This is a genomic window from Bradyrhizobium sp. SZCCHNRI1029 (assembly GCF_032487555.1).
Classification (GTDB): Bacteria; Pseudomonadota; Alphaproteobacteria; order Rhizobiales; family Xanthobacteraceae; genus Bradyrhizobium.
The window spans coordinates 94135-116621 of sequence record NZ_JAUEUK010000015.1 but is presented as its reverse complement, the minus strand read 5'-3'; the positions used below and the strand labels follow the sequence as shown (position 1 = coordinate 116621).

Genomic DNA, 22487 nt, shown 5'->3' with positions numbered 1-22487 from the left:
GGCTGCATTCGCGTGAGGGACATCGGATGATGAGGAACTGGTGCTTGGCCGCGGTCGCGGCCGTTGTCGTGGCCTCTTGGGGGCCGGTCGCGCAGGCGCAGACCACCTTGCGCATCGGCCTTGCCGAGGACCCCGACGTTCTCGATCCGACCATGGCCCGCACCTATGTCGGCCGCATCGTCTTCGCCGCGACCTGCGACAAGCTGTTCGACATCGACGACAAGCTCAACATCGTGCCGCAGCTCGCGCTGTCGCAGCAGACCTCGGCCGACGGCAAGGAGGTCACCATCAAGCTCCGGCCCGGCGTCAAGTTTCATGACGGCGAGCCGTTCGACGCTGAGGCCGCCAAGTTCTCGCTCGACCGCCATCTCACCCTCCCCGGCTCGTTCCGCAAGCCGGAGCTGGCCTCGCTCGATCATGTCGACGTCGTCGATCCCTTGACGATCAAGCTGGTGTTGAAAGCGCCGTTCTCGCCGCTGATCGCCCAGCTCACCGACCGCGCCGGCATGATGGTGTCGCCGAAGGCGGCCAAGGAGGCCGGCGACAAGTTCGGCCTGCATCCGGTCTGCGCCGGTCCCTACAAGTTCGTCGAGCGCGTCCAGCAGGACCGCATCGTGTTCGAGAAGTTCGCCGACTACTGGAACAAGGACAACGTCTTCATCGACAGGATCGTCTACCAGCCGATCGTCGACGCCACGGTGCGGCTGGCGAACCTGAAGTCCGGAGCCCTCGACCTGATCGAGCGCGTGCTCGCCACCGACATCAAGGACGTGCGCGCCGATTCCAAGCTTGCGCTGTCGACCGCGATCGAGCTCGGCTATCAGGGCATCACGCTCAACATCGGCAAGGACAAGGCCAAGGGCCCACTCAGCCAGTCCGCGAAGGTGCGCCAGGCGCTCGATCTCGCGATCGACCGCGAGGCGCTCAACCAGGTGGTCTTCAACGGCGAATTCATGCCGGGCAACCAGTGGGTCAATCCCTCGCATCCCTATTATCAGAAGGCCTTCCCGGTGCGTGCCCGCGATGTCGAGAAGGCAAAGGCGCTGCTGAAAGAGGCCGGCGTGACGACGCCTGTCGCGGTCGACTTCATGGTACCGAAGGGCGCCGAGACCGAGGCGGCCGCCCAGGTCGTACAGTCGATGGCCGCCGAGGCCGGCTTCGACATGAAGATCCGAGTGACGGAGTTTGCGACCTCGTTGAAGCAGGCCGAGGCCGGCGACTATCAGGCGTTCATGTTGTCATGGAGCGGCCGGATCGATCCCGACGGCAACAGCTACGTGTTCCTGCACAGCAACGCGCCGCAGAACTACAGCGTCTGGGCCAACGCCGAGGCCGACAAGGCGCTCAGCGACGCACGGCTGGTGACCGACATGGCCCAGCGCAAGGCGCTTTACGAGAAGCTGACCAAGCTCGAGATCGAGGACGAGCCGATTCTCTACCTCTACCACCGACGCATCCTGATCGCGCACACCAAGAAGCTCGAGGGCTACAAGCAGATGCCGGACGGCCTGGTGCGCGTGATCGGCCTGAAGCTGAAGTGAGCAGTCACTTGGCCCCCCTTCGTTGGGACGCGACCGCGACGCCTCGCGCGCGCTGCGCTCCCTCGCCCCTTGTGGGGGAGGGAACGCTGGGAGCACGACCGGTTTCCGATGACGCGCCGGGTGACTGCCGCGAGGGACGCAGATCATGCTGACGTTCCTCGCCCGCCGCATCGCCCAGATCATCCCGACGCTGATCTTTGTCTCCATCCTCATCTTCTCGCTGCAACAGCTCCTGCCCGGCGATCCCGCGCTGGTGATGGCCGGCGAGGAGCGCGATCCGGCGGTGATCGAGCAGATCCGCAAACAGTATCGGCTCGACCAGCCGCTTCCGGTTCAGTACGGCTACTGGATCAAGGGCGTGCTCTCGGGCGATTTCGGCGAGTCGCTGCGCATCAAGATGCCGGTACGCGACCTCATCCTGCAGAAGCTGCCCGTAACCCTGCAGCTCGCCTCGATGGCGATCGTGATCGCGTTCCTGATCGGCATTCCCGCCGGCATCGTTTCCGCCGTGAAGCGCGGAACGGCCTGGGACTATGCCGCCAACCTGTTTGCGCTGTGGGGCATCTCGACGCCGAACTTCTGGCTCGGCATCATGCTGATCTTCCTGTTCTCGATCCAGCTCGGCTGGCTCCCCGCCTCCGGTTACGTCTCGCCCGCCGAGGACTGGCGGGCCAGTCTCGCCGCCACCATCATGCCGGCCTTCGTGCTCGGCAATGCCATCGCCGCGATCCTGATGCGCCACACCCGCAGCGCGATGCTGCAGGTGCTGGGCAGCGACTACATCCGCACCGCGCGCGCCAAGGGCATCTCCGAACGCCAGGTCATCCTGCGCCACGCGCTGCGCAATGCCCTGACGCCGGTGATCACGCTGGGCGCGCTCGAGCTCGGGACGCTGTTGTCCGGCGCCGTGCTGACCGAGCAGATCTTCTCGATCCCCGGCTTCGGCAAGCTGATCGTCGATGCCGTGTTCAATCGCGACTACGCCGTCGTGCAGGGCGTCGTGCTGGTCACCGCCACCGTCTACATCATGCTGAACCTGATCGCCGATCTCGCCTATGTCCTCGTCAATCCGCGGCTGAGGAGCTGAGATGGCCGAGACGACGCTGTCAGCTCCGCACGGGGCACGCGCCCTCGCTCCGCTCGAGCGGCCGATGCAGCGCACCTTGCGCCGACTGGTGAAGCGCAAAGGCGCCATGGTCGGGTTCTGCCTGATCACGGCCTTCATCCTGCTCGCCGTGCTCGCGCCGGTGGTGGCGCCCTACGATCCCATCAAGACGAGCTGGGCGCTGGTGCGCAAGGCGCCGTCGGCGGCGCATTGGCTCGGCACCGATGATCTCGGCCGCGACGTGCTGGCCCGCGTGATCTACGGCGCGCGGGCCTCGCTGCTGGCCGGAGCGATCTCGGTCGCCATCGCGCTGGCGATCGGCGTCCCGATCGGCATGATCGCAGGCTACCGCGGCGGCTTCCTCGATGCCCTGATCAGCCGCATCACCGACGCGATGCTGGCCTGCCCATTCCTGATCCTGGCGATCGCGCTGGCGGCGTTCCTGGGGCCGAGCCTCGGCAATGCCATGATCGCGATCGGCATCTCGGCGACGCCGATCTTCGTCCGGCTGACCCGCGGCGAGGTGATGAGCGTCAAGGTCGAGGAATATGTCGAGGCCGCCCGCAGCGTCGGCGATACCGACCTGCAGATCGCGGTCAGGCACATCCTGCCGAACATCATGCCGGCGCTATTGGTGCAGGCGACGTTGTCGGTCGCCGCCGCCATCATCGCCGAGGCCGCGCTGTCATTCCTAGGCCTGGGCCAGCAGCCGCCGGCCCCGTCCTGGGGCAGCATGCTCAACGCCGCCCAGCGCTTCCTCACCAACGCGCCATGGATGGCGATCTGGCCGGGGCTTGCGATCTTCCTGGTCGTGCTGTCGCTCAACCTGCTGGGCGACGGCCTGCGCGACGCGCTCGATCCGCAGCAGGAGGAGTGAGCGAGGTCTCTCCATGCTAGCTCGAATGGCTGAGGATCTCCTGCGATTGTTGACGATCGTCGACATGGGGGCTGGCGTCGTGATCTGGGCGCTGGCGTTTCGCGAGCGGGTCTTGATGGCGAGCCATGCACCGGAATGGCGCGGCTGGTTCACGCTCCGCCGTGTGACTGCCGACGAATATTCCCGCGCCTATCGCGCGCACTTCCATCGGTCCTTGCACTACGCCTTCGCGTTTCTCATCATCATCGGCATCGCCGCTCTGCTGATCCTGCTCGACCATCTGTTCTTTAAGAGGCCGCTGTGCTGAGCGCCGCGGCGGGCGCCGCCGGCCGTGACGACAGTAAGGGGAGAAAGAGACGGCCCGACAAAAACGGCGACTGCCAGGAGCAGCCGCCGTTGATCTTCAGCCCCCCAAAGAAACTGCCCGCTCACGTCGCCTTCAGCGCGTGGTCGGTCTCGGCGTCGAACTGGGCGATCTGCCGGGCGCGCAGCGACTTGGCGGCGGCCTGGTGGTTGGTGGCGATGACGGTGTAGACGGCCGGCAGCACGAACAGTGTGAACAAGGTGCCGATCGACATGCCGGCGACGACGACGAGGCCGATCGAGAAGCGGCTGGCGGCGCCGGCGCCGGTCGCGGTCAAGAGCGGGATCAGGCCGGTGACCATCGCCGCCGTGGTCATCAGGATCGGCCGCAGGCGGATGCGCGCGGACGTCTCGATGGCGGTGCGGCGGTCCATCCCCTCGTTGAGCTGCAGCTCGTTGGCGAACTCCACCATCAGGATGCCGTGCTTGGTGATCAGGCCGACCAGCGTCAGCAGGCCGACCTGGGTGTAGATGTTCATGGTCGCCAGCCCGAAGAACAGCGGGATCAGCGCGCCGACGATCGCCATGGGCACGCTGATCATGATCACCAGCGGATCGCGCAGGCTCTCGAACTGCGCCGCCAGCACCAGGAAGATGATGACCAGCGCGAAGCCGAAGGTGATGGCGAGCTGATTGCCCTCCTGGACGTATTGACGGGCGTCGGCGAGATAGTCGTGGCTGAAGCCGGACGGCAGGTTCTTGGCCTGCTTCTCCAGGAAGTCGACCGCCTGCCCGACGGTGACGCCCGGCATCGGCACGGCGGAGAAGGTCGCCGAGTTGAGCTGGTTGAAATGCGTCAGCGAGTTCGGGTCGGTCGCGGTCTCGATGTTGACGACGGTCGACAGCGGCACCTGCTGGCCGGCCGAGGTCGCGACATAGTAGCCGGACAGCGATTCCGGCGAGATCCGCTTGTCACGCGGCACCTGCGGAATCACCTGATAGGAGCGGCCCTCGAGGTTGAAGCGGTTGATGTAGTTGCCGCCGAGCAGTACGGCCAGCGTGTTGCCGATCGACTGCATGGTGATGCCGAGATCGCTCGCCTTGCTGCGATTGATCCAGACCTTGACCACCGGCTGATTGAACTCGAGGTCGCTGTCGGAGACGATGAACTTGCCGCTCTTGCGGGCGGCGTCCTTCAGCTTGGCCATCTGCTCATAGACCGCCTGGAAGCCGCTGGTCGAGCTGATCACCATCTGCACCGGCAGGCCGCCGGGGCCGCCCGGCAGCGCCGGCAGGTTGAAGGCGAAGGCGTTGATGCCCTCGATCTTGGACAGCTCCGCCTGCACCAGCGGCTTCAGCTTGATCGAGGAGCGCGTGCGCTCGTCCCAGGGCTTGAGCAGCATGCCGGCAAAGCCGCCCTGCGGGCCGAGGATGCCGTTCAGAACGAAGCGAAGGTCGGTCTCGGGGAACTTCTGGAACGCCTTGTCGACCTTGTCGGTGTAGAAGTTGATGTAGTCGATGTTGGCGTATTTCGGTGCCTTGGTGATCGAGAACACGATGCCCTGATCTTCCTCCGGCGCCAGCTCCTTCGAGGTGTGCATGTAGAGGAAGCCGACGAGGCCGAGGATCGTCAGCGCGAACAGCGCCGTCACCGGCCGGTAGTCGAGCGAGCGGTCGAGCTGCCGGCCGTACCAGCGCGTCATCGCGCCGAACACCCGGTTGACGAGCCGCGCGAAGCGGCCCTCCTCGGCGCTGCGCAGCAGCACCGAGCACATCATCGGCGACAGGGTCAGCGCGATGACGCCGGAGACGATGACCGAGCCGGCGAGCGTGAACGCGAATTCGCGGAACAGCGAGCCGGTGAGACCGCCGAGGAAGCCGATCGGGGCATACACCGCAGCCAGCGTGATCGTCATCGAGACGACGGGACCGACGATCTCGCGGGCGCCCTGCAATGCGGCCTGCACGGGCGCTTTGCCCTCCTCCAGATGGCGATGGATGTTCTCCACCACCACGATGGCGTCGTCGACGACGAGGCCGATCGCCAGCACCATGGCGAGCAGGGTCAGCAGGTTGATGGAAAAGCCGAACGCCAGCATCATCGTGCAGACGCCGATCAAGGACAGCGGGATGGTTACGACGGGAATGATGACCGAGCGCAGCGACGCCAGGAACAGGAAGATCACGACGATGACGATCAGCACGGCCTCGCCGAGCGTGTGCTCGACCTCGTCGATCGACGACTGGATGAACTTGGTGGAATCGTAGGCCACCTTCATCTTCATCGACGGCGGCAAATTGCGCTCGAGGTCCGGGAACAGCGCGCGCACGCCCTTGACGATGTTGAGCGGGTTGCCCTGCGGCGTCGCGTCGACGCCGATGAAGATCGCGCGCTCGCCGTTGAAGGCGACGCTGGCGTCGGTGCTCTGCGCGGCGAGCTCGACGGTGGCGATGTCCTCCATGCGGACGAAGCCGCCGTCCTTGGCCTTGACGATCATCCGCTTGAACTGGTTGACGTCGGTCAGGCCGGTGTTGGTCGTGACGTTGGAGACGATGAAATAGCCCTTGGCCTGGCCGGCCGCGGACTGGAAGTTGTTGGCGGCGATGGCCGCCGCCACATCGGTCGGCGACACGTTGCGGCCGGCCATCTTCTCCGGATTGAGCCAGATCCGCATCGCAAAGGTCTGGCCGCCCAGGATGTTCGCCGCGGCGACACCATCGACGGTCGACAGCACCGGCTGCACCACGCGCGTCAGATAGTCTGATATCGCCGAGCCCGACAGCTCCTCGCTGGAGAAGCCGAGATACATCACCGAGGTCGTCTGTCCCGTCGTCTTGGTGACGATGGGATCGTTGGATTCCTTCGGAATGAGGTAGCGGACCGAGTTCACCTTGGCGAGCACCTCAGTGAGCGCCTGGTTCGGATCGAAATTGAGCTTGATGAACACCTGGATCGTGCTGGTGCCCTGCACCGAGGACGAGGTGATGTAGTCGACGCCCTCGGCGGATGCGACCGCCTGCTCCAAGGGCGTGGTGATGAAGCCCTGCATCAGATCGGCGGAGGCGCCGGGATAGACGGTCGTCACGTTGACGACGGTGTTGGACAGCTTCGGATATTGCCGGATCGGCAGCACGAAGGCGGCGCGCAGGCCGAGCAGCAGAATGAGCAGGCTGACCACGACCGACAGCACCGGGCGCTTGATGAAGATATCGGTGAAACGCATCGCGGCAATCCCGTCAGCAGAAGTCAGATGAGGTCCGGGCGGGCCGCCTCAGGGCGGCCCGCCATTGGATCAGAGGTCGCTCAGTAGCGCGGCGGCTTCGCCGGGACCGGCGGCAGCGGATCGGTGGAGATCGCGACCGCGGCGCCGGACTGGATCTTGAGCTGGCCGACGGCGACGACGCGATCGCCTTCCTTGAGGCCCTTGAGGATCACCGCGCGGCCGTTGATGCGGTCGCCGGTCTGCACATAGATGCGGTCGGCCGTCAGCGCGGTCTTGCCGTCGTCGGTCTTCTTCTCGTTGATGACGAACACCGAGTCGCCATACAGCGTGTAGTCGACCGCGGTCTCCGGCACCGTCAGCACCGGCGGCTTGTCCGGCAGCACCACGGTGGCGGTGGCGAACATGCCCGGCTTCAGGATGCGCTCCGGATTGGCGATCGTCGCCTGCACGCGGATGTTGCGCGTGTCGGTCGCGATCTGCGGCTCAATCGTGGTGATCTTGCCTTCGAAGGTCCGGCCCGGATAGGCATCGACGCCGATGCGGACGGTCTGGCCGACCTTGAGCTGGCCGCTGTCCTTCTCCGTCACGGTGAAGTTCACCCACAGCTCCGACAGATCGGTCAGCGACACGATCTGCGTGCCGGCGCTGAGATACTGGCCAACCTCGACCTTGCGGACGCCGAGATCGCCGTCGAACGGCGCGCGCACCAGCTTCTGCGCGATCAGCGCCTCGGTCTTGGCGATGCCGGCCTGGGCCTGGTCGTAGGCGGCCTGGGCCTGGTCGACGGTCGCCTGCGGCCCGAACTGGCGCGACGCCAGCTGCTTGGCGCGATCAAGCGACAATTGCGCCACAGTCACCTGGGCCTTGTAGTTGGCGAGATCGCCCTGATCCGGCGCGTCATAGAGCTGCACCAGCGGCGCGCCCTGCTTCACCGTGGAGCCCGGCGTGAACATGATGTCGGTGATGCGGCCGCTGACGTCCGAGGTCACGTTGACCTGATGCACGGCGGCGAGATCGCCGACTGCAGTCAACAGGTTCGGCACCGTCTCCGAACTCGCCGTCGCGACGCTGACGTTGAGCGGCGGCGGCTTCATGTTGGCGAAGAACTGCGCGATCATCTTGTCGCGGAACATGTTGAACCATACGAGACCGCCGACCAGCGCCACGAGCAGGCCGCCAACCACGATGAACCACAGCACCGGGCGGGTGCGCTTGCGCGGCTTGCCGTGGACCGGCTTTCCTGAGAGCTTGGGTTCCGTCGCAATGTTCATGTCATGCACTTTCTGCCGTCGCCGGCCGGGCCGGAGGTTGCGACAATTCGTGATCGAGGTAGCACGCAATGGCGGCGTCGGTCAGTCCGATGCCGCGCAGGATGAATTCGCTGAGCTGGCGCTCCAGGCTCGCCGCAGTTCCATACGGCACACAGGGAATGGATGGAAGCCGCGTCAATGCCGCCATCAAGACCGTGTGATGCGCGAACCAGAACAGATCGCGCGGCGCGGCCGCCAATCGCACGGCGTCACCGGAGGCAACGGCGCTGTCCAGAGAGTTAACGAACTTGGCGCCGATCAGATCATCGATCTTCGTATACAGCAGCCTTGCGAACTCGCCATCGTCGAGATGGCTCGACGCCATCAGCCGCAGCCGCTGCTCTTCTTCCTCATTGGGGCCGTCGGCAATGCCGAGGAAATGCCGGACCATCCCGGCCATCAGCATGACCAGCGTCGCGGTCGAAGGTTCCTGGCTGAGCAGCACCTCGAAATCCGGATCGGTCTCGCACTCCTCGGTGAGGATCTCCGCATAGAGCGCCGCCTTGGAGGGGAAATGTTTGAACAGCAGCGCTTCCGAGATCGCCGCCGCGGCGGCCACGCTCTTGGTCGTGGTGCCGGCATAGCCATGACGCGCGAAGCAGCGCTTGGCTGCACCGAGGATCAGCTGCCTGCGGAGATCGCTTGTCATGCGCAAAGTGGACATCGGCCGTGAGTAAATACTCACTTGATCTGTGTCAAGAAAGATGCCGCGGCGCAGCAGGGTCGGCGGCCAAGTCCCTGAAATTGCAGGCGGGATTTCACCGGCGCCAAAGGCAATTTTATACCTCTCAAAGCGGCGGATCTGGGGCACCGCTCCATCGGTGGACGCAAGGCCGCGCGGAGACCACCGCGGCGGGCACATTTTCTTCCGCCGCTCGCCGTGCGACGGTCGCCGGGACAAAAACAAGAATCGGCCGGGAGGACCAGACATGACCGACGACGCAGCGCTCGCCAGCCAGTTCGATCTCGAGAGCCTGACGCCGGAGTTCTACGCCGATCCCTACCCGACCTATCGCGCGCTGCGCCGGCACGCCCCGGTCAAGCGCATGCGCAACGGCTCCTATTTCCTCACCCGCTACGACGATCTGATCACCGCCTACAAGGCAACCAGGACGTTTTCGTCGGACAAGAAGCGCGAGTTCGCGCCCAAATACGGCAACTCGCTGCTGTACGAGCATCACACGACGAGCCTCGTCTTCAACGATCCTCCGGCGCACACCCGGGTGCGCCGCCTGATCATGGGCGCGCTGTCGCCGCGCGCGATCGCCGAGATGGAGCCGGCGCTGATCGCGCTGGTCGACGGACTGCTGGACTGGATCGCCGCCAAGGACCGCTTCGAGCTGATCGAGGATTTCGCCGCGGCAATTCCGATCGAAGTGATCGGCAACCTGCTCGGCGTGCCGCACGAGGAGCGCGCCCCCTTGCGCGACTGGTCGCTCGCCATCCTCGGCGCGCTCGAGCCGGTGCTGTCGGCCGAGCAATTCGCCCGTGGCAACCAGGCGGTCGGCGACATGCTGACTTATCTCAAAGACCTGGTCGCGCGGCGGCGCGCGGCTCCCGGCAATCCCGAACGCGACGTGCTGACCCGGCTGATCCAGGGCGAGGCCGACGGCGAGCGGCTGAGCGAGACGGAGCTCTTGCACAACTGCATCTTCCTCCTCAATGCCGGCCACGAGACCACCACCAATCTGATCGGCAACGGCCTCGTGCTGCTGGGCCAGCATCCGGCCGAGCGCAGGAGGCTGATCGAGGCCCCCAACCTGATCCGCACCGCGGTCGAAGAGATCCTGCGCTACGAGAGCTCCAACCAGCTCGGCAATCGGATGACGACGGAAGCCGTCGAGCTTGGCGGCATCGCGTTGGCGCCCGGAACATCGGTCACGCTGTGCATCGGCGCTGCCAACCGCGATCCCGCCCAGTTCGACGATCCCGAACGCTTCGACATCACCCGCCTCGCCAACCGCCACCTCGCCTTCGGCACCGGCGCCCATCAATGCGCAGGGATGGCGCTGGCAAGGCTGGAGGGCGCCGTGGCAATTGGGCGGTTCTTGGCGCGGTTTCCGAACTATCAGCTCGAGGGCGAGCCAGTGCGCGGCGGCCGGGTGCGGTTTCGCGGGTTTGCGAACGTGCCGTGTGTGGTTCAGAGCCAGCCGTAAGAGACTAGTTGGAAACGAATAGCATCAACAGAGGACAACAGTTGCCCTGGAGTCGTTGCTTCCTTGCTCTGATGATGAAGTTGTTCACAAACTCTGCATCTTATGGTCCTGCAACGAGCAGCCAAGCACCGTGCTCCACCTTCGGCCATACCACTGCGGTCGCCCACCCACAAATACGACAAAGTACGGCCGCTCACCTACCCGTTGATTGAAGGATTGACACCCAACCAGAATCTTTCGAATGATTATCATATAACTTTTGGTTGAGCCAACGGGGAAGGCTCAGGATGACCAGCCAATCGCTTGATACCAATATTTTCAAGACATTAACTCATATTGTGGTGACCGCTGCGGCCGCGACGGGCGCTTGGCTCGCCGGTAGTTCAAACCAGGCAACGATTCTGCTCACCACCGGCCTAACGCTTATTTCTGCGATCTTAGCGCTAGCATTTTCTTTGCTTTACCGACGCACAGTCGCGGTGCTTGGCGCAGGTGGCGCCCCCATAGGGAGTCCAGCGCGCACGTCCTACGACGCACTTCGCCAGAATCTGACTGGCAACAATACTGCGGCAAGAATCTACCACGAACGTCTCACCGCCTTTCTCGACAAAGTTGAACGCTTTCTTGGGGATACGGGCATGGCAGATCGCACGCTCTTTCCAAAAGCTTTTGGACTTCACGCACCGCAGCCGCTCTGGACAGCGCCAGCTTTTGATCGTTGCTTATGGCTTGCCCTGATCTACCCCTTTGCCACTATAGTACTAATTTGGATAATCTCCGGCCATGCCGGCCCGGCGGAAACCGCCCTCGGCTTGCAATCCGGAGTAGCGGGCTGGCAGCGAGTATTGGCGGCCCCGTTCTGCGCTATCACCGGCTTTGTCGTTTGGCTATCATACAAAGAAAAAGACAAGCTAGATATCTATGCATGGGGAGCCCTGACTGTAGTTCTCGCTACGGTCGTAGCAGGTGCGGGCGCTAGCACTGTCGTTATCAATGGGGTGTGCGCCGTCGCAATCGCCGTCGCATTAACCGGGTCTATCACGCTCCCCTATGCTGGCGCTCTAGCTGTCGCGTTCGCGGTCGCTTTCGCGATAATTTTCGTCGGTGCAGTCGCAGGGACTTTTTCGATTGTTAGCGCAGCTTCCGCCTATGCGGGCACTACTTCAACGGCTGTCGTCTTAACCATCGCGCTAATTGTATTGACCGTGGCCACCGCCATAGCCGTCACTTTTTACTTTGCCTTCACAGCGATTATCATTGCTCTACGCCTAATTAATCGTATTGCCATAGCAAAACAGAAGGAGGGATTACTGCTCGCCACAATCGTGATGGCGCTAACCGCCTTCTGCCTATCTGCACCAGCGGTTCTTACATCAACGAGTTCCTTAGATCCATCAGGCCCATTGTTGCTATTTCTCGGTCTTCTTACGCTCGTCAACGCACCCTTTGATTGGGCCTCCCTGGGAATGACTAGGGCGCTCTTACGCCGAGGCCTCGAACGAGGCGGCTGGTGGCCGTACTTGCTCGCGCTACTAGATACGGCCCTAGCAGCAATGATCATTATGATCTTAGCCATCGCGATGGTGGTTGCTGTGCAGGCATTTGACACGATCAGGATTCACCATGGCGGCAAGCCCATTCTGCCGCTACAATCGCTATTTGACGGAATTGCTAGCCACCCTGCCGAGCCGGAGTATTGGTGGCTCTACGCGCTCTTGATTTCCTCCATGATACCAAGCTTTGTGAACCTTATGATTGGAGGCGCCGCATTTTTGCGCGGGGTCCCAGGTTTACGCGCTCTGTTGCTGCGTTTCTTACCTAACGGAAAGGCTGTGCCATCGTTTGATCGCCCCTGGATTGCACTTGTACTCACCGCTCAAACGTTCGTAGGCGCAACGCTTGGCGTCGCCGCTCAGATACTGCTATTGCTCGGCATAGTCGGATATGTAATGCCGTGGCTCGGCCTCCATATTCTCGGCGTTTCTCGTGGCGTTGCGGATTTGAATCTGCCGGAGCGGCTCTGGAGCTTAGTCTTCGGATAAGCAAACAGTAGAGATTCGCGAGAACCCATTTGCCAAAATTCATCCTGTTGTACACTTTAAGTCAGGCCTGAGTTGCGCTGGCATCAATGGGGCATACAGGGATTGCCGCGATAGTGGTTCTCACGATTGGGAAATTTCCCTTCGATTAATAAGATTTCTATTTCGACTTTCCGGGAAAGATGCTATAGAGCTATCGTCCCGCCTCACACGAGGGGCGCTTCGCGGTCGTCACGAACGTCGGGTGCGGGATGCGGTGGGCGTGTCGGTGCTGCGCGCGAGTGAACCTCGCGCGGACGAACGGCAGCGATGCGCACGGTCAAGTCGCGTGGTCCTGACACCCCGACGCTGGTGTCACGCTTGCGCCGGCGCTCACGCGCCGCGCGGGCAACGGTGGCCAGAAAGCCCGGAGCACCGGGGAGAACGCGAAGCAGCCGTCAAACCATCGCGCGGGGAATGCCGGGTGTTCTCGGCTGAACCTGTGGTTCCTGCCGCCTGCATTTTTTCCGCAGGCGGGCCATGGGTGCGGCCAGCGCCCGGCATTCCCCGTGCCCTCTTCTCGAAGAGGGCAGGACGAACGGTAAAGCTCGGACGCGAAACGCGCCGCGAGAAGAAGACCGCATGTCTCATCTCTCCGTCATTGCGAGCGAAGCGACCTGTCCGCCAAAGCCCGAAGGGCGACGGCGGAAGCAATCCAGGGCCGCGCCCGCGACTCTGGATTGCTTCGTCGCTTGCGCTCCTCGCAATGACGCGGAGAGATCGAGGTTAAAACACAGCGTGATCGCCGCGCTCGGCGGTCGCCTCGCCGCGGATCAGCCTGGCGTAGTAGTCGAACAGCGTCTCCGATCCGGTCGACGGCGTGGCGTCGGCGTCGTAGCGGCCGGTGGCGGGATCGAGCACCAGCATGGATTCGGTCGCGTAGTAGCGGCCGATGCGGGCGAGCTCCGCCTTGTCGGCCAGCGACGGCACGATCCGCTTGGCGACATCGAGCCCGCCGATGATGACATCGAGCAGCGCCACCGGGACGTGCCGGAAGTGCGGCTTGCGTCCGAGCAGCGCGAACAGATGCTCGCCCTGTTCGATCGGCGTGATGGCGGGGCCTGGGCCGCCGATCGGCAGCACCCGGTTCCAGCGGCGCTCGTCATCGAGACATCCGGCCAGATAGTCGCCGAGGTCCCCGTCGCTGATCGGCTTGCACGCCGTCAACCGGCCGTCGCCGAACACCATATAGGGCCGGCCCTGCTTCACCCGCGCGACCTGTCCCGACAGCGACTTGAAGAACGCGGTCGGGCGGACGATCGAGTAGGTCAGCCCCTGCTCCATCAGATGCGCTTCGAACGCCAGCTTGGCCCTCTGAAACGCCAGCAGCGGCTTCTGCACGCAGATGGCGGACAGCAGGACGAAGTGACTCACACCGGCACTCCGCGCGGCATCCAGCACGTTCACATGGGCTTGGTAGTCGATCGCCTGGGCATCCCTGGGCACGCCGGTCCGCGAGGCCATGCAGGACACCACGGCGTCGAACCGCTCACCGCCAAAGCCGTCACGTGCGAGGGAGGCGGGATCGGTGACATCCCCCGTCCTGACGGTGGCGCCCGCGATCTTCACGGCGTCATGGCGCGGACGCACCAAGCAGACCACCTCGTGCCCGCGCGCGACGAGCGCGCGTACCGTGGCACGGCCGATCGTTCCCGTCGCGCCAAGCATGAAGACGCGGCGTGGACGGGACACAGTGGCGGGAGCCGGTTCGGAAGGAGAGATCATCGGCGTGGCAAAGACTCCGAATGCCGTTCCGACCTATATCACGGCCGGCTGGCCCATGACGCCGTCGGCTCGGCTTCGACCTCACTCCGCCGCGCGCGGGGTCTTCTCGAGGATCAGCGTGTGGATGCCGCAGGTGCCGCTGTAGAGGCTCATCACCCGTGTGCCCGGCTTGCGGCCGGCGCGCGGCTCGGAGACCTGCAGGCCGGCGGCGAGCAGCCGCGCGCGCGTCGCCTCGATGTCGGCGACGCGCCAGCTCAGGCCCCACAGCTTGTCATGGGCCTTGTCGTTGCCGGCGACCGGCCGCTTCACCACTTCGACGATCAGGTCGCCGCAGCGGAAGAACATCAACTGGCCCCATTCCTGATGGCTGCGGTCGAGCGCCATGTCGAGGCCGAGCCGCGCGCCGTAGAGCGCGGCGGCGCGTTCGGGATCCTCGGTCGAGATCACGATATGGTCGAGGCCGAGCACGGCCGTATCGGCGGTCTTGGCGGACGGCGGGCGCGGCTCGGCGAGCTCGAGGAAGAACATGCGCACGCCACGCGTGAGATCGGTCATGGCGCGGGTGCGCTTCCAATGCAGCGTCTGGCCCGAGATGCGGTCGGTGCTGTCGACCTCGGCAATCGGATCCGGCTTCAGCGCGACCCGCTCGAGCCGCCGATGCATCTTGCCGATATCGCCGGTGGCGAAGCAGATACTGGCGAGCCCCTCGCCCCAGATCTTGATCACGTTGCGGATGCGGTCGGCGGCCACGCCCTGGCCCGCCGGCGCCATCAGCTCCAGGCTCATATTGTCGAGCGTGAACAGGACGCGATCGGCGCCCTCGCCCGAATTCTGCCAGGACGGCTTGCGCGCCAGCAGCGTCTCGAACGCGGCGCTGCCGGCCTGGATGTCCTGCAGCAGGACGACGACGTGGTCGAGGCCGGTGATCACGGAAACAGCCCTCGCGAGTTCTTGGCGGCGCGCACCTTCTCCACGCCGATCGCCATCGCCGCGGTCCGGTGGGAGATGCCGTCGGTCTTGCCGCGCGTCAGCATGCGCTCGAAGGCACGGTCAAGGATCTGGTACTCCCTGCGCATCACCTCCTCTTCCTCCCAGAACAGCTGCTGCAGGTCCTGCACCCATTCGAAATAGCTGACGATGACGCCACCGGAATTGCAGAGAATGTCGGGAATGAGGAAGATCTCGTTGCGGCGCTGGTCGAGCACCAGATCGGCATCCGGCGTGGTCGGGCCGTTGGCGGCTTCCGCAATGACGCGGCATTTCAGGTTCGCCGCCACCTTGGCGTCGATCACCCGCTCGACCGCGGCCGGCACGAGGATGTCGCAGGCCAGGGTCAGGATCTCCCGCGGATCGAAGGCGAGCTCGGTGGAGAAGCCGGCAATGCTGCCGTGCCTGGCGGCGTGCGCCATCAAGGCCGGGATGTCGAGGCCGCGCGGATCATGGAGGGCGCCGGTGTGATCGCTGACCGCAATCACCTTCATGCCCATCTGGTGGAAGCCGAGCGCGGCATAGGAGCCGACATTGCCAAAGCCCTGCACGACCGCGGTGGACTTGGTCGGGTCGATGCCCAGCTCATCCATCACCCGCCTCGACACATGGGCGACGCCGCGGCCGGTCGCCTCGCGGCGCCCCAACGTGCCGCCGGAGAACACCGGCTTGCCGGTCACGATCTCCATCACCGTCTGCCCCTGGTACATGGAATACGTGTCCATGAACCACGCCATCACCTGCTCGTTGGTGCCCATGTCGGGCGCCATCACGTCGGTATGCGGGCCGACGAACGGGATCATCTCCTGCATATAGCGGCGCGACAGCGATTCGAGCTCGCGCTTCGACAGTTTGGAGAGATCGACGTTGATGCCGCCCTTGGCGCCGCCATAGGGCAACCCGACCAACGCGCATTTCCAGCTCATCCAGATCGCGAGCGCGGCGACCTCGCCAATGTCGACCGTCGGAGCGAACCGCGTGCCGCCCTTGGTCGGCCCCATCGTCAGCAGATGCTGGACCCGGTAGCCTTCATAGACCGCGATCGTGCCGTCATCCTTGTGGATCGGACACGAGACGGTGATCGCCCGCTTCGGCAAGAGCAGCCGGTCCCGCTCGTCGGCTGGGATGCCAAGGTGGTCGGCGATCACGTTGAACTGATTGGTGGCCATCTCGAAGACCGGACCCGCATAGACAGTCATATTCCACTCCCGAATCTGCGCTTCTGCAGGCCGGCAACCATAGCGCGACCCGAGCGCCGGCGGCAGGGGGCCACCGGTAGCAGACGGCCGATCTCAACCACCAAGGTGACGATTTGGCGAAGAATTTCAGCGTTGATCCGCTTTGACCGCTTGCTAATCTGCGGCGCCGGGGCCGCGATCACCCCTTAGTGAGACAGAAATGGCAATGCAGGCCCTCTTCATCGGACAGACCTACATCGACGTGACGTTCATCACCGACCACATGCCGACGGGGGACGAGAAGCACGTGGCATCCGACTATGCCGTCTCGTTCGGCGGCAATGCGGTGACTGCGGCATTTTGCTGCGCCAAGCTCGGCATCGTGCCCGACCTGATCGCCACCGTCGCGAATGACTGGCTCGGGCGGATGTTCCAGGACATGACCGCGAAATACGGCATCTCCGTCCATCCCCGGAAGGTCAATGCCTCCTCGCTGTCCTTCATCATGCCGAAGGACGGCAAGCGCGCCATCGTGCGCTGCCGCGACGATGCGCATATCCACCCGTTCCCGCTGCTCAATCTCGGCAATTGCAAGGCGCTGCATGTCGACGGGCACCAGCCCGACGCGGCGTTGCATTATGCCAAGCTGTGCCGCGAGGCCGGCATCCTGACCTCGCTGGACGGCGGCGGCCTGCGCACCAACACCCATGAGCTCCTGGAATATATCGACGTCGCGATCGTGGCCGAGCGGCTGTGCGAGCAGATGGACCTCACGCCGGAGAAGATGCTCGACTACCTGAAGAGCCGCGGCTGCCGCATCGGCGGCGTCACCCAGGGCGAAAAGGGCCTGCTCTGGTATGACGAGGTCGGCGCCGTGCATACGCTGCCCGCCTATCCGATCCCGCGCGAGCGCGTGATCGACACCAACGGCGCCGGCGACGTCTTCCATGGCGCCTATGTGTATTCGTACCTCGCCAATCCTGCGAAGGGCTGGAAGGAGCATTTCGAGTTCGCCCGCGCGGCCTCGACGTTCAAGATCCAGAAGCTCGGCAACGAGGCCGGCCTGCCGACGCTCGCCGATATCGAGCTGGTCCGGCAGGAATTCGAGGCTCGCGTCTAGCGGTTGTGGGGAGCAGGCGGATGGGGCGGGTCGTCGTCGCCGGCAGCATCAACATGGATGTGGTGGCTGCGGCCGAGCGCCATCCGCGCATCGGCGAGACCGTCGCCGGCCGGTCGGTGATGTACTTTCCGGGCGGGAAGGGAGCGAACCAGGCCGTCGCCGCGGCCAAGCTCGGCGTGCCGACGGCGCTGATCGGCCGGCTCGGTCGCGACGCCTTCGGGGAGCAGTTGCGCGCATTTCTCACGGCTCAGGGCATCGATCTCACCGCCGTGAAGGACAGCGCCAGCGCGTCGACCGGCACCGCGATCATCACGCTGGCCAAGGCCGACAACACGATCGTGGTGATATCAGGCGCCAACGCCGAGGTCAGCGCCGACGATGTGGCGCAGGTGTCTCTTGGCTCGGGAGACGTGGCCGTCAGCCAGTTCGAGATCCCGCAAGCGACGATTGTCGCGTTCTTCCAGCGTGCCAAAGCGGCCGGCGCCACCACGATCCTCAACCCCGCCCCCGCGAGCGCCTTCGACAGCCCGCTGTTTGCGCTGGTTGATGTCCTCGTGCTCAACGAAACCGAGCTCGGTTTCCTGGCCGGCATCGAGCTCGGCGACGCGCCGACGCCGCAGCAGGTGAATGAGGCGGTTCGCGCGCTCAAGCCTCGCGACGACCAGACGGTCTGCGTCACGCTCGGCGCGCGTGGCGCGGTCGCGGTTTCTGGTGCCGAGGCCCGGCTGGTCGAAGGCCGCGCGGTGAAGGCCGTCGACACCACCGGTGCCGGCGACTGCTTCGTCGGTGCGCTCGCCGCGCGGCTGTCGCAGGGCGCTGATATCGCGGATGCGATCGGCTATGCCAACGTCGCCGCCTCGATCTCGGTGCAGCGCATGGGCGCCGGCCCGTCGATGCCGACCGAGGAGGAGGTTCGCGCGTGGCTCTAGGCCAGAGCGCTCTTCAGGTCGAAGCTGGGATCAGCGGCCTTGGCTGCATCCAAGGTGCCGCCCGCAGCCAGCAACTTGCGGCCGAACATATGGTCGCCGGCGCGGTTGACCGACTCGATGCCGACCAGCCGGCCCTCCTTGTAACAGAACGCGGAGAACGCCTTTTGCGCCGGATCACCGCGCAGAACGACCTGGTCATAGCCGGTGGTGAGCCCCGCGATCTGGAGCTTGTCATTGCCCTGGTCGCTCCAGAACCACGGCTGTCCGTCATAGGGCTTGACGTCGCCCATCAGCCGCGCCGCGACGCAGCGGGCGTGATCGGTGGCGTTCTGCACCGACTCCAGCCGCAGCGTCCCGCCGAAGCGCTGGCTGACGAACAGGGCGCAGTCGCCGATGGCCGAGATGTGCGGATCGCTGGTGAGCAGATATTCGTCGACGACGATGCCGGAGGCGACCTGCAATCCAGCCTCGGCAGCGAGCTCGACATTCGGCAGCACGCCGACGCCGACCACGACGAGGTCAGCGGGGATGTGCCGACCATCGCTGAGGCTGACGCCGGTGACCTTGTTGCCGTCGGCCTCGATGCTGGTGGCCTGCACGCCGAGATGGATGCGCACGCCGGCTTCCGCATGCTGCTTCTGGAAGTAGTCCGAGATTTCGGCGGTCACTGCCCGCGCCATCACCCGAGCGCCGAGCTCGAGCACGTCGACCTCGAGGCCCTTGATCCGCGCAGTCGCTGCGAATTCAAGACCGATGAAGCCGGCGCCAATGACGACGGCCCGCTTGGCATCGGCGAGCAAGCCTCGCAGCGCTTCGCTGTCGTCGAGAATGCGCAGATAGCGCACCGCTGGGAGATTGGCGTTGGGAATGTCGAGCAGCCGGTTGCGCGCACCGGTCGCGAACACGAGGTGCCCATAGTCGAGCGTCCTACCGGAGGCGAGCAGCACCCGTCGCTGATCGCGCTGAACAGCGACGGCACGATCGTAGACGAGATCGATGGTCTGGTCGGCGTAGAACTTCTGCGGTCGGAACATCAGGGTCTCGGGACCGCCGGTGCCCTTCAGATACGCCTTCGACAGCGGCGGGCGCTGATACGGCAGATGCGGCTCGTCGTTGATCAGATGAATCGGATCGGCAAAGCCTGCCTGACGCAGCGAGGTCGCGAGCTGGAATCCCGCATGCCCCGCACCCACGATCACCACCGGTCCCTTCGTCACTGCACCCTGCCCCATTCTGTCATTGTCCACGCCGACGGAACCGGGTTTTGGCAGACTTGTCCGGCATTGTCACCGGTCCCGCCATACGGTTTAAATGCGGCAACAAAAGCCACGCCCCGGGAGGTATGAATGTCGGACGCCGTAGCGGAACCTGCCCGCCTGAGCATCGAAGGTCCGATCGCGACCATCACGCTCGACCGCCCGGCAGCGTTCAACGCCATCAACCTTGCGATTGCGAAGCGCTTGGAGCTGCTTGCGGCCCAGGTCGAGGCCGACGACACCATCCGCGTGCTGATCCTGAAAGGCGAAGGCCGCGCCTTCAGCGCCGGCGGCGACCTGCAGACGATCGGCGCTGCCGCCGAGGCCGACGCCATCACGCCTGTCGTCAGCGAACTGCTGCATCACTACCATGCCTTCATCGCGAGCCTGCGGCGCATGCCCAAGATCGTGCTGGCGAGCGTGCACGGCTCCGCCGCCGGCGCGGGGATGTCGCTCGCCTTCGCCGCCGACCTCTGCATTGCCGCCGAGGACGCGCGCTTCACGCCGGCCTATGCCAAGCTCGGCGTGTCGCCCGACGGCGGCGGTACAGTTGGCGTGGTCGCCACTGTGGGCATCAGGCGGGCGCTGCAGATCTTCCTGGCGGAGGACAGCTTCACGGCCGCGCAGGCCCGTGAATGGGGCTTGGTCGCGAAAGTCGTCCCCGCCCCCGAACTCGCGGCAGCCACCGAAGCGCTGGCTGCGCGGCTGGCGCTGAATGTGCCGGCGGGGATCGCGGCGACCAAGGCGCTAATCCATCGCGCGCCAACCAGCTCGGTCGAAGACCAGCTCGCCGCCGAGCGCGATGCCATCATCAACTGCATGCACACGGATGAATTCCGCGCCGCCGTGAAGCGGTTCACCAGCAAGGGAAAGTAGGACTGCGCTCACCCCTTCCCTTTCCGGCGCATGAAATCGAAATCGCAGCCGTCGTCGGCCTGCAGGATCGTTTCATGGAAGAGATGCGCATAGCCACGCTCCGCCCATTCGGGCGTTGCGGCTTGCTTCAGCACAGCGCGACGCCGGTCCAACTCGGCGTCGTCGACCAGCAGGTCGATGCTGCGCTTGGGAACATCGAGCCGGATCATGTCGCCGCTCCGCACCAGCGCCAGCGGGCCTCCAACCGCGGACTCCGGGGTGATATGCAGCACGATGGTGCCGAAGGCGGTGCCGCTCATGCGCGCATCGGAGATGCGCACCATGTCCTTCGTGCCGCCGCGCGCGAGCTTCTTCGGGATCGGCAGGTACCCCGCCTCCGGCATGCCGGGTGCGCCTTTCGGCCCGGCGTTGCGCAGCACCAGGACATCGTCGGCCGAGACGTCGAGATCGGGAGCATCGACCCGCAAGGTCATGTCCTCGATCGACTCGAACACGACGGCGCGCCCGGTGTGCTGCAGCAGCTTGGGGCTTGCCGCCGAATGCTTGATGACCGCGCCGCGCGGCGCCAGATTGCCGCGCAGCACGGCAAGGCCGCCTTCCGGCTTGATCGCGTCGCCGCGCGCGCGGATCACGTCCTGCCCCGGCACGTCCTCGGCAGCGGCCACGATGTCGCGCAACGATTGGCCGGTGATCGAGCGGCAATCGAGATCAATGAGATCGCCGAGCTGCTTCATCAGCTTCGGCACGCCACCGGCGTGATGGAAATGCTCCATGTAGTGATCGCCGGACGGCTTGAGATCGACCAGCACCGGCACCTCGCGACCGATGCTGTCGAATGCATCGAGTTCGATTTTATGCGGCGTCCGGCCGGCGATGGCGGTGAGATGCACGAGCCCGTTGGTCGAGCCGCCGATCGCCTGCAGCACCACCTGCGCATTCCGGAACGCCGCAGGGGTCAGCAGTTCGCTCGGCTTCGGTCCCTTCACCTTGGCCATCTCGGCCGCGACCCGGCCGCTGGCCTCGGCCGAGCGGAAGCGCTCGGCATGCGGCGCCGGGATGGTCGCGCTCATCGGCAAGGACAGTCCGAGCGCCTCGGTGATGCAGGCCATTGTCGAGGCCGTTCCCATCACCATGCAGGTGCCGACCGAAGGAGCGAGCCGGCCGTTGACTGCGTCGATCTCGCCGCCGTCCATCTCACCGGCGCGATACTTCGCCCAGAGACGTCGGCAGTCGGTGCAGGCGCCGAGCACCTCGCCCTTGTGATGCCCGACCACCATCGGCCCGACCGGAATGACCACCGTCGGCAGATCGGCCGACACCGCGGCCATGATCTGCGCGGGCAGGGTCTTGTCGCAGCCGCCGATGACCACCACCGCATCCATCGGCTGCGCGCGGATCATCTCCTCGGTTTCCATCGCCATCAGGTTGCGCAGATACATCGAGGTCGGATGCGCAAAACTCTCGGCGATCGAGATGGTCGGAAACACGAACGGCATCGCGCCCGACAGCATGACGCCGCGCTTCACCGCCTCCAGGATCTGCGGCACGTTGCCGTGGCACGGATTGTAGTCGCTGTAGGTGTTGGTGATGCCGACGATCGGGCGATCGAGCGCGTCGTCCGAATAGCCGGCCGCCTTGATGAAGGCCTTGCGCAGGAACAGCGAGAAGCCGGCATCGCCGTAAGCGGTCAGTCCCTTGCGCAATCCATCGGTCATGGTCTTCTCTTCTTTCATTCTCAACGTCATTCCGGGGCGCGCGAAGCGCGAACCCGGAATCCAGACATTGTCTTGCGCTCTCACATCGAGATTCCGGGTTCGCGTCC

General features: G+C 64.8%; 17 protein-coding genes. 9 read left to right on the top strand and 8 right to left on the bottom strand.

The features are described 5' to 3' along the window. Window positions 1-29 precede the first annotated feature (29 nt). From QW861_RS31270 to QW861_RS31255, 4 genes are all read left to right on the top strand, one after another. Window positions 30-1541: an ABC transporter substrate-binding protein gene (locus QW861_RS31270; protein ID WP_315715826.1), complete on the top strand. Its 1512-nt coding sequence runs from the start codon at window positions 30-32 to the stop codon at window positions 1539-1541. Between the two features lie 145 nt (window positions 1542-1686). After that, the gene (locus QW861_RS31265; RefSeq protein ID WP_315715755.1) at window positions 1687-2628 is read left to right on the top strand and encodes an ABC transporter permease; all 942 of its coding nucleotides are present in this window, start codon (window positions 1687-1689) and stop codon (window positions 2626-2628) included. 64 nt (window positions 2629-2692) lie between these two features. Further along, window positions 2693-3523 carry an ABC transporter permease gene (locus QW861_RS31260; RefSeq protein ID WP_315754737.1) on the top strand — a complete coding sequence of 277 codons (831 nt, stop codon included), beginning with the start codon at window positions 2693-2695 and terminating at the stop codon, window positions 3521-3523. A gap of 25 nt (window positions 3524-3548) precedes the next feature. Beyond that, window positions 3549-3830, top strand: coding sequence for a hypothetical protein (locus tag QW861_RS31255; protein WP_315754707.1), 282 nt, complete (start codon window positions 3549-3551; stop codon window positions 3828-3830). Window positions 3831-3951: 121 nt separating this feature from the next. Here QW861_RS31255 and QW861_RS31250 read toward each other — a convergent pair whose 3' ends face one another. The 3 genes from QW861_RS31250 to QW861_RS31240 all read right to left on the bottom strand — a co-directional run bounded on the left by QW861_RS31250 (window position 3952) and on the right by QW861_RS31240 (window position 9009). Continuing rightward, on the bottom strand, window positions 3952-7050 hold the full coding sequence (locus QW861_RS31250; RefSeq protein WP_316193914.1) for a MexW/MexI family multidrug efflux RND transporter permease subunit: 3099 nt from the start codon (window positions 7048-7050) through the stop codon (window positions 3952-3954). A gap of 80 nt (window positions 7051-7130) precedes the next feature. Further along, the gene (locus tag QW861_RS31245) at window positions 7131-8321 is read right to left on the bottom strand and encodes an efflux RND transporter periplasmic adaptor subunit (RefSeq protein ID WP_315754709.1); all 1191 of its coding nucleotides are present in this window, start codon (window positions 8319-8321) and stop codon (window positions 7131-7133) included. A gap of 1 nt (window position 8322) precedes the next feature. Next, window positions 8323-9009, bottom strand: coding sequence for a helix-turn-helix domain-containing protein (locus QW861_RS31240; RefSeq protein WP_315715751.1), 687 nt, complete (start codon window positions 9007-9009; stop codon window positions 8323-8325). Between the two features lie 280 nt (window positions 9010-9289). Between QW861_RS31240 and QW861_RS31235 the strand changes: the two genes are divergently transcribed. Further along, window positions 9290-10516 carry a cytochrome P450 gene (locus QW861_RS31235; protein ID WP_315754711.1) on the top strand — a complete coding sequence of 409 codons (1227 nt, stop codon included), beginning with the start codon at window positions 9290-9292 and terminating at the stop codon, window positions 10514-10516. 287 nt (window positions 10517-10803) lie between these two features. After that, on the top strand, window positions 10804-12558 hold the full coding sequence (locus tag QW861_RS31230) for a hypothetical protein (RefSeq protein ID WP_316193913.1): 1755 nt from the start codon (window positions 10804-10806) through the stop codon (window positions 12556-12558). Between the two features lie 762 nt (window positions 12559-13320). Here the strand turns inward: QW861_RS31230 and QW861_RS31225 are convergent. The 3 genes from QW861_RS31225 to QW861_RS31215 form a co-directional block, all read right to left on the bottom strand. Continuing rightward, window positions 13321-14262, bottom strand: coding sequence for an NAD(P)H-binding protein (locus tag QW861_RS31225; protein WP_315754739.1), 942 nt, complete (start codon window positions 14260-14262; stop codon window positions 13321-13323). A 138-nt stretch (window positions 14263-14400) separates the two neighbouring features. Beyond that, window positions 14401-15249, bottom strand: coding sequence for a VOC family protein (locus QW861_RS31220; RefSeq protein WP_315754715.1), 849 nt, complete (start codon window positions 15247-15249; stop codon window positions 14401-14403). Continuing rightward, window positions 15246-16505 carry a Glu/Leu/Phe/Val dehydrogenase gene (locus tag QW861_RS31215; protein ID WP_315754716.1) on the bottom strand — a complete coding sequence of 420 codons (1260 nt, stop codon included), beginning with the start codon at window positions 16503-16505 and terminating at the stop codon, window positions 15246-15248. The genes QW861_RS31220 and QW861_RS31215 overlap by 4 nt, the downstream gene beginning before the upstream one ends. 205 nt (window positions 16506-16710) lie before the next feature. Between QW861_RS31215 and QW861_RS31210 the strand changes: the two genes are divergently transcribed. Beyond that, on the top strand, window positions 16711-17604 hold the full coding sequence (locus QW861_RS31210) for a sugar kinase (RefSeq protein ID WP_315715822.1): 894 nt from the start codon (window positions 16711-16713) through the stop codon (window positions 17602-17604). A gap of 20 nt (window positions 17605-17624) precedes the next feature. After that, window positions 17625-18533, top strand: a complete 909-nt coding sequence (gene rbsK, locus QW861_RS31205; protein ID WP_315754718.1) for a ribokinase — start codon at window positions 17625-17627, stop codon at window positions 18531-18533. On the opposite strand, the gene QW861_RS31200 is transcribed toward rbsK, so the two are convergent. Beyond that, a complete protein-coding gene (locus QW861_RS31200; protein WP_315754720.1) occupies window positions 18530-19765 on the bottom strand; it encodes an NAD(P)/FAD-dependent oxidoreductase in 1236 nt (411 codons plus the stop codon). The two genes, rbsK and QW861_RS31200, sit on opposite strands and share 4 nt — an antisense overlap. A gap of 114 nt (window positions 19766-19879) precedes the next feature. On the opposite strand from QW861_RS31200, the gene QW861_RS31195 reads away from it, so the two are divergent. Then, window positions 19880-20665, top strand: coding sequence for an enoyl-CoA hydratase/isomerase family protein (locus QW861_RS31195; protein ID WP_315754722.1), 786 nt, complete (start codon window positions 19880-19882; stop codon window positions 20663-20665). A gap of 8 nt (window positions 20666-20673) precedes the next feature. Here the strand turns inward: QW861_RS31195 and QW861_RS31190 are convergent, their stop codons facing one another. After that, window positions 20674-22380 (bottom strand): IlvD/Edd family dehydratase, encoded by a 1707-nt coding sequence (locus tag QW861_RS31190; protein ID WP_315754724.1) that lies wholly within the window; start codon window positions 22378-22380, stop codon window positions 20674-20676. Window positions 22381-22487: the final 107 nt, after the last annotated feature.

Excerpts from the sequence above, each read along its gene's own strand:
- QW861_RS31270 (WP_315715826.1), top strand. The coding sequence starts at position 30 with ATGAGGAACTGGTGCTTGGCCGCGGTCGCGGCCGTTGTCGTGGCCTCT.
- QW861_RS31265 (WP_315715755.1), top strand. The coding sequence starts at position 1,687 with ATGCTGACGTTCCTCGCCCGCCGCATCGCCCAGATCATCCCGACGCTG.
- QW861_RS31260 (WP_315754737.1), top strand. The coding sequence starts at position 2,693 with ATGCAGCGCACCTTGCGCCGACTGGTGAAGCGCAAAGGCGCCATGGTC.
- QW861_RS31255 (WP_315754707.1), top strand. The coding sequence starts at position 3,549 with ATGGCTGAGGATCTCCTGCGATTGTTGACGATCGTCGACATGGGGGCT.
- QW861_RS31250 (WP_316193914.1), bottom strand. The coding sequence starts at position 7,050 with ATGCGTTTCACCGATATCTTCATCAAGCGCCCGGTGCTGTCGGTCGTG.
- QW861_RS31245 (WP_315754709.1), bottom strand. The coding sequence starts at position 8,321 with ATGAACATTGCGACGGAACCCAAGCTCTCAGGAAAGCCGGTCCACGGC.
- QW861_RS31240 (WP_315715751.1), bottom strand. The coding sequence starts at position 9,009 with ATGACAAGCGATCTCCGCAGGCAGCTGATCCTCGGTGCAGCCAAGCGC.
- QW861_RS31235 (WP_315754711.1), top strand. The coding sequence starts at position 9,290 with ATGACCGACGACGCAGCGCTCGCCAGCCAGTTCGATCTCGAGAGCCTG.
- QW861_RS31230 (WP_316193913.1), top strand. The coding sequence starts at position 10,804 with ATGACCAGCCAATCGCTTGATACCAATATTTTCAAGACATTAACTCAT.
- QW861_RS31225 (WP_315754739.1), bottom strand. The coding sequence starts at position 14,262 with ATGCTTGGCGCGACGGGAACGATCGGCCGTGCCACGGTACGCGCGCTC.
- QW861_RS31215 (WP_315754716.1), bottom strand. The coding sequence starts at position 16,505 with ATGACTGTCTATGCGGGTCCGGTCTTCGAGATGGCCACCAATCAGTTC.
- QW861_RS31210 (WP_315715822.1), top strand. The coding sequence starts at position 16,711 with ATGCAGGCCCTCTTCATCGGACAGACCTACATCGACGTGACGTTCATC.
- rbsK (WP_315754718.1), top strand. The coding sequence starts at position 17,625 with ATGGGGCGGGTCGTCGTCGCCGGCAGCATCAACATGGATGTGGTGGCT.
- QW861_RS31200 (WP_315754720.1), bottom strand. The coding sequence starts at position 19,765 with ATGGGGCAGGGTGCAGTGACGAAGGGACCGGTGGTGATCGTGGGTGCG.
- QW861_RS31195 (WP_315754722.1), top strand. The coding sequence starts at position 19,880 with ATGTCGGACGCCGTAGCGGAACCTGCCCGCCTGAGCATCGAAGGTCCG.
- QW861_RS31190 (WP_315754724.1), bottom strand. The coding sequence starts at position 22,380 with ATGACCGATGGATTGCGCAAGGGACTGACCGCTTACGGCGATGCCGGC.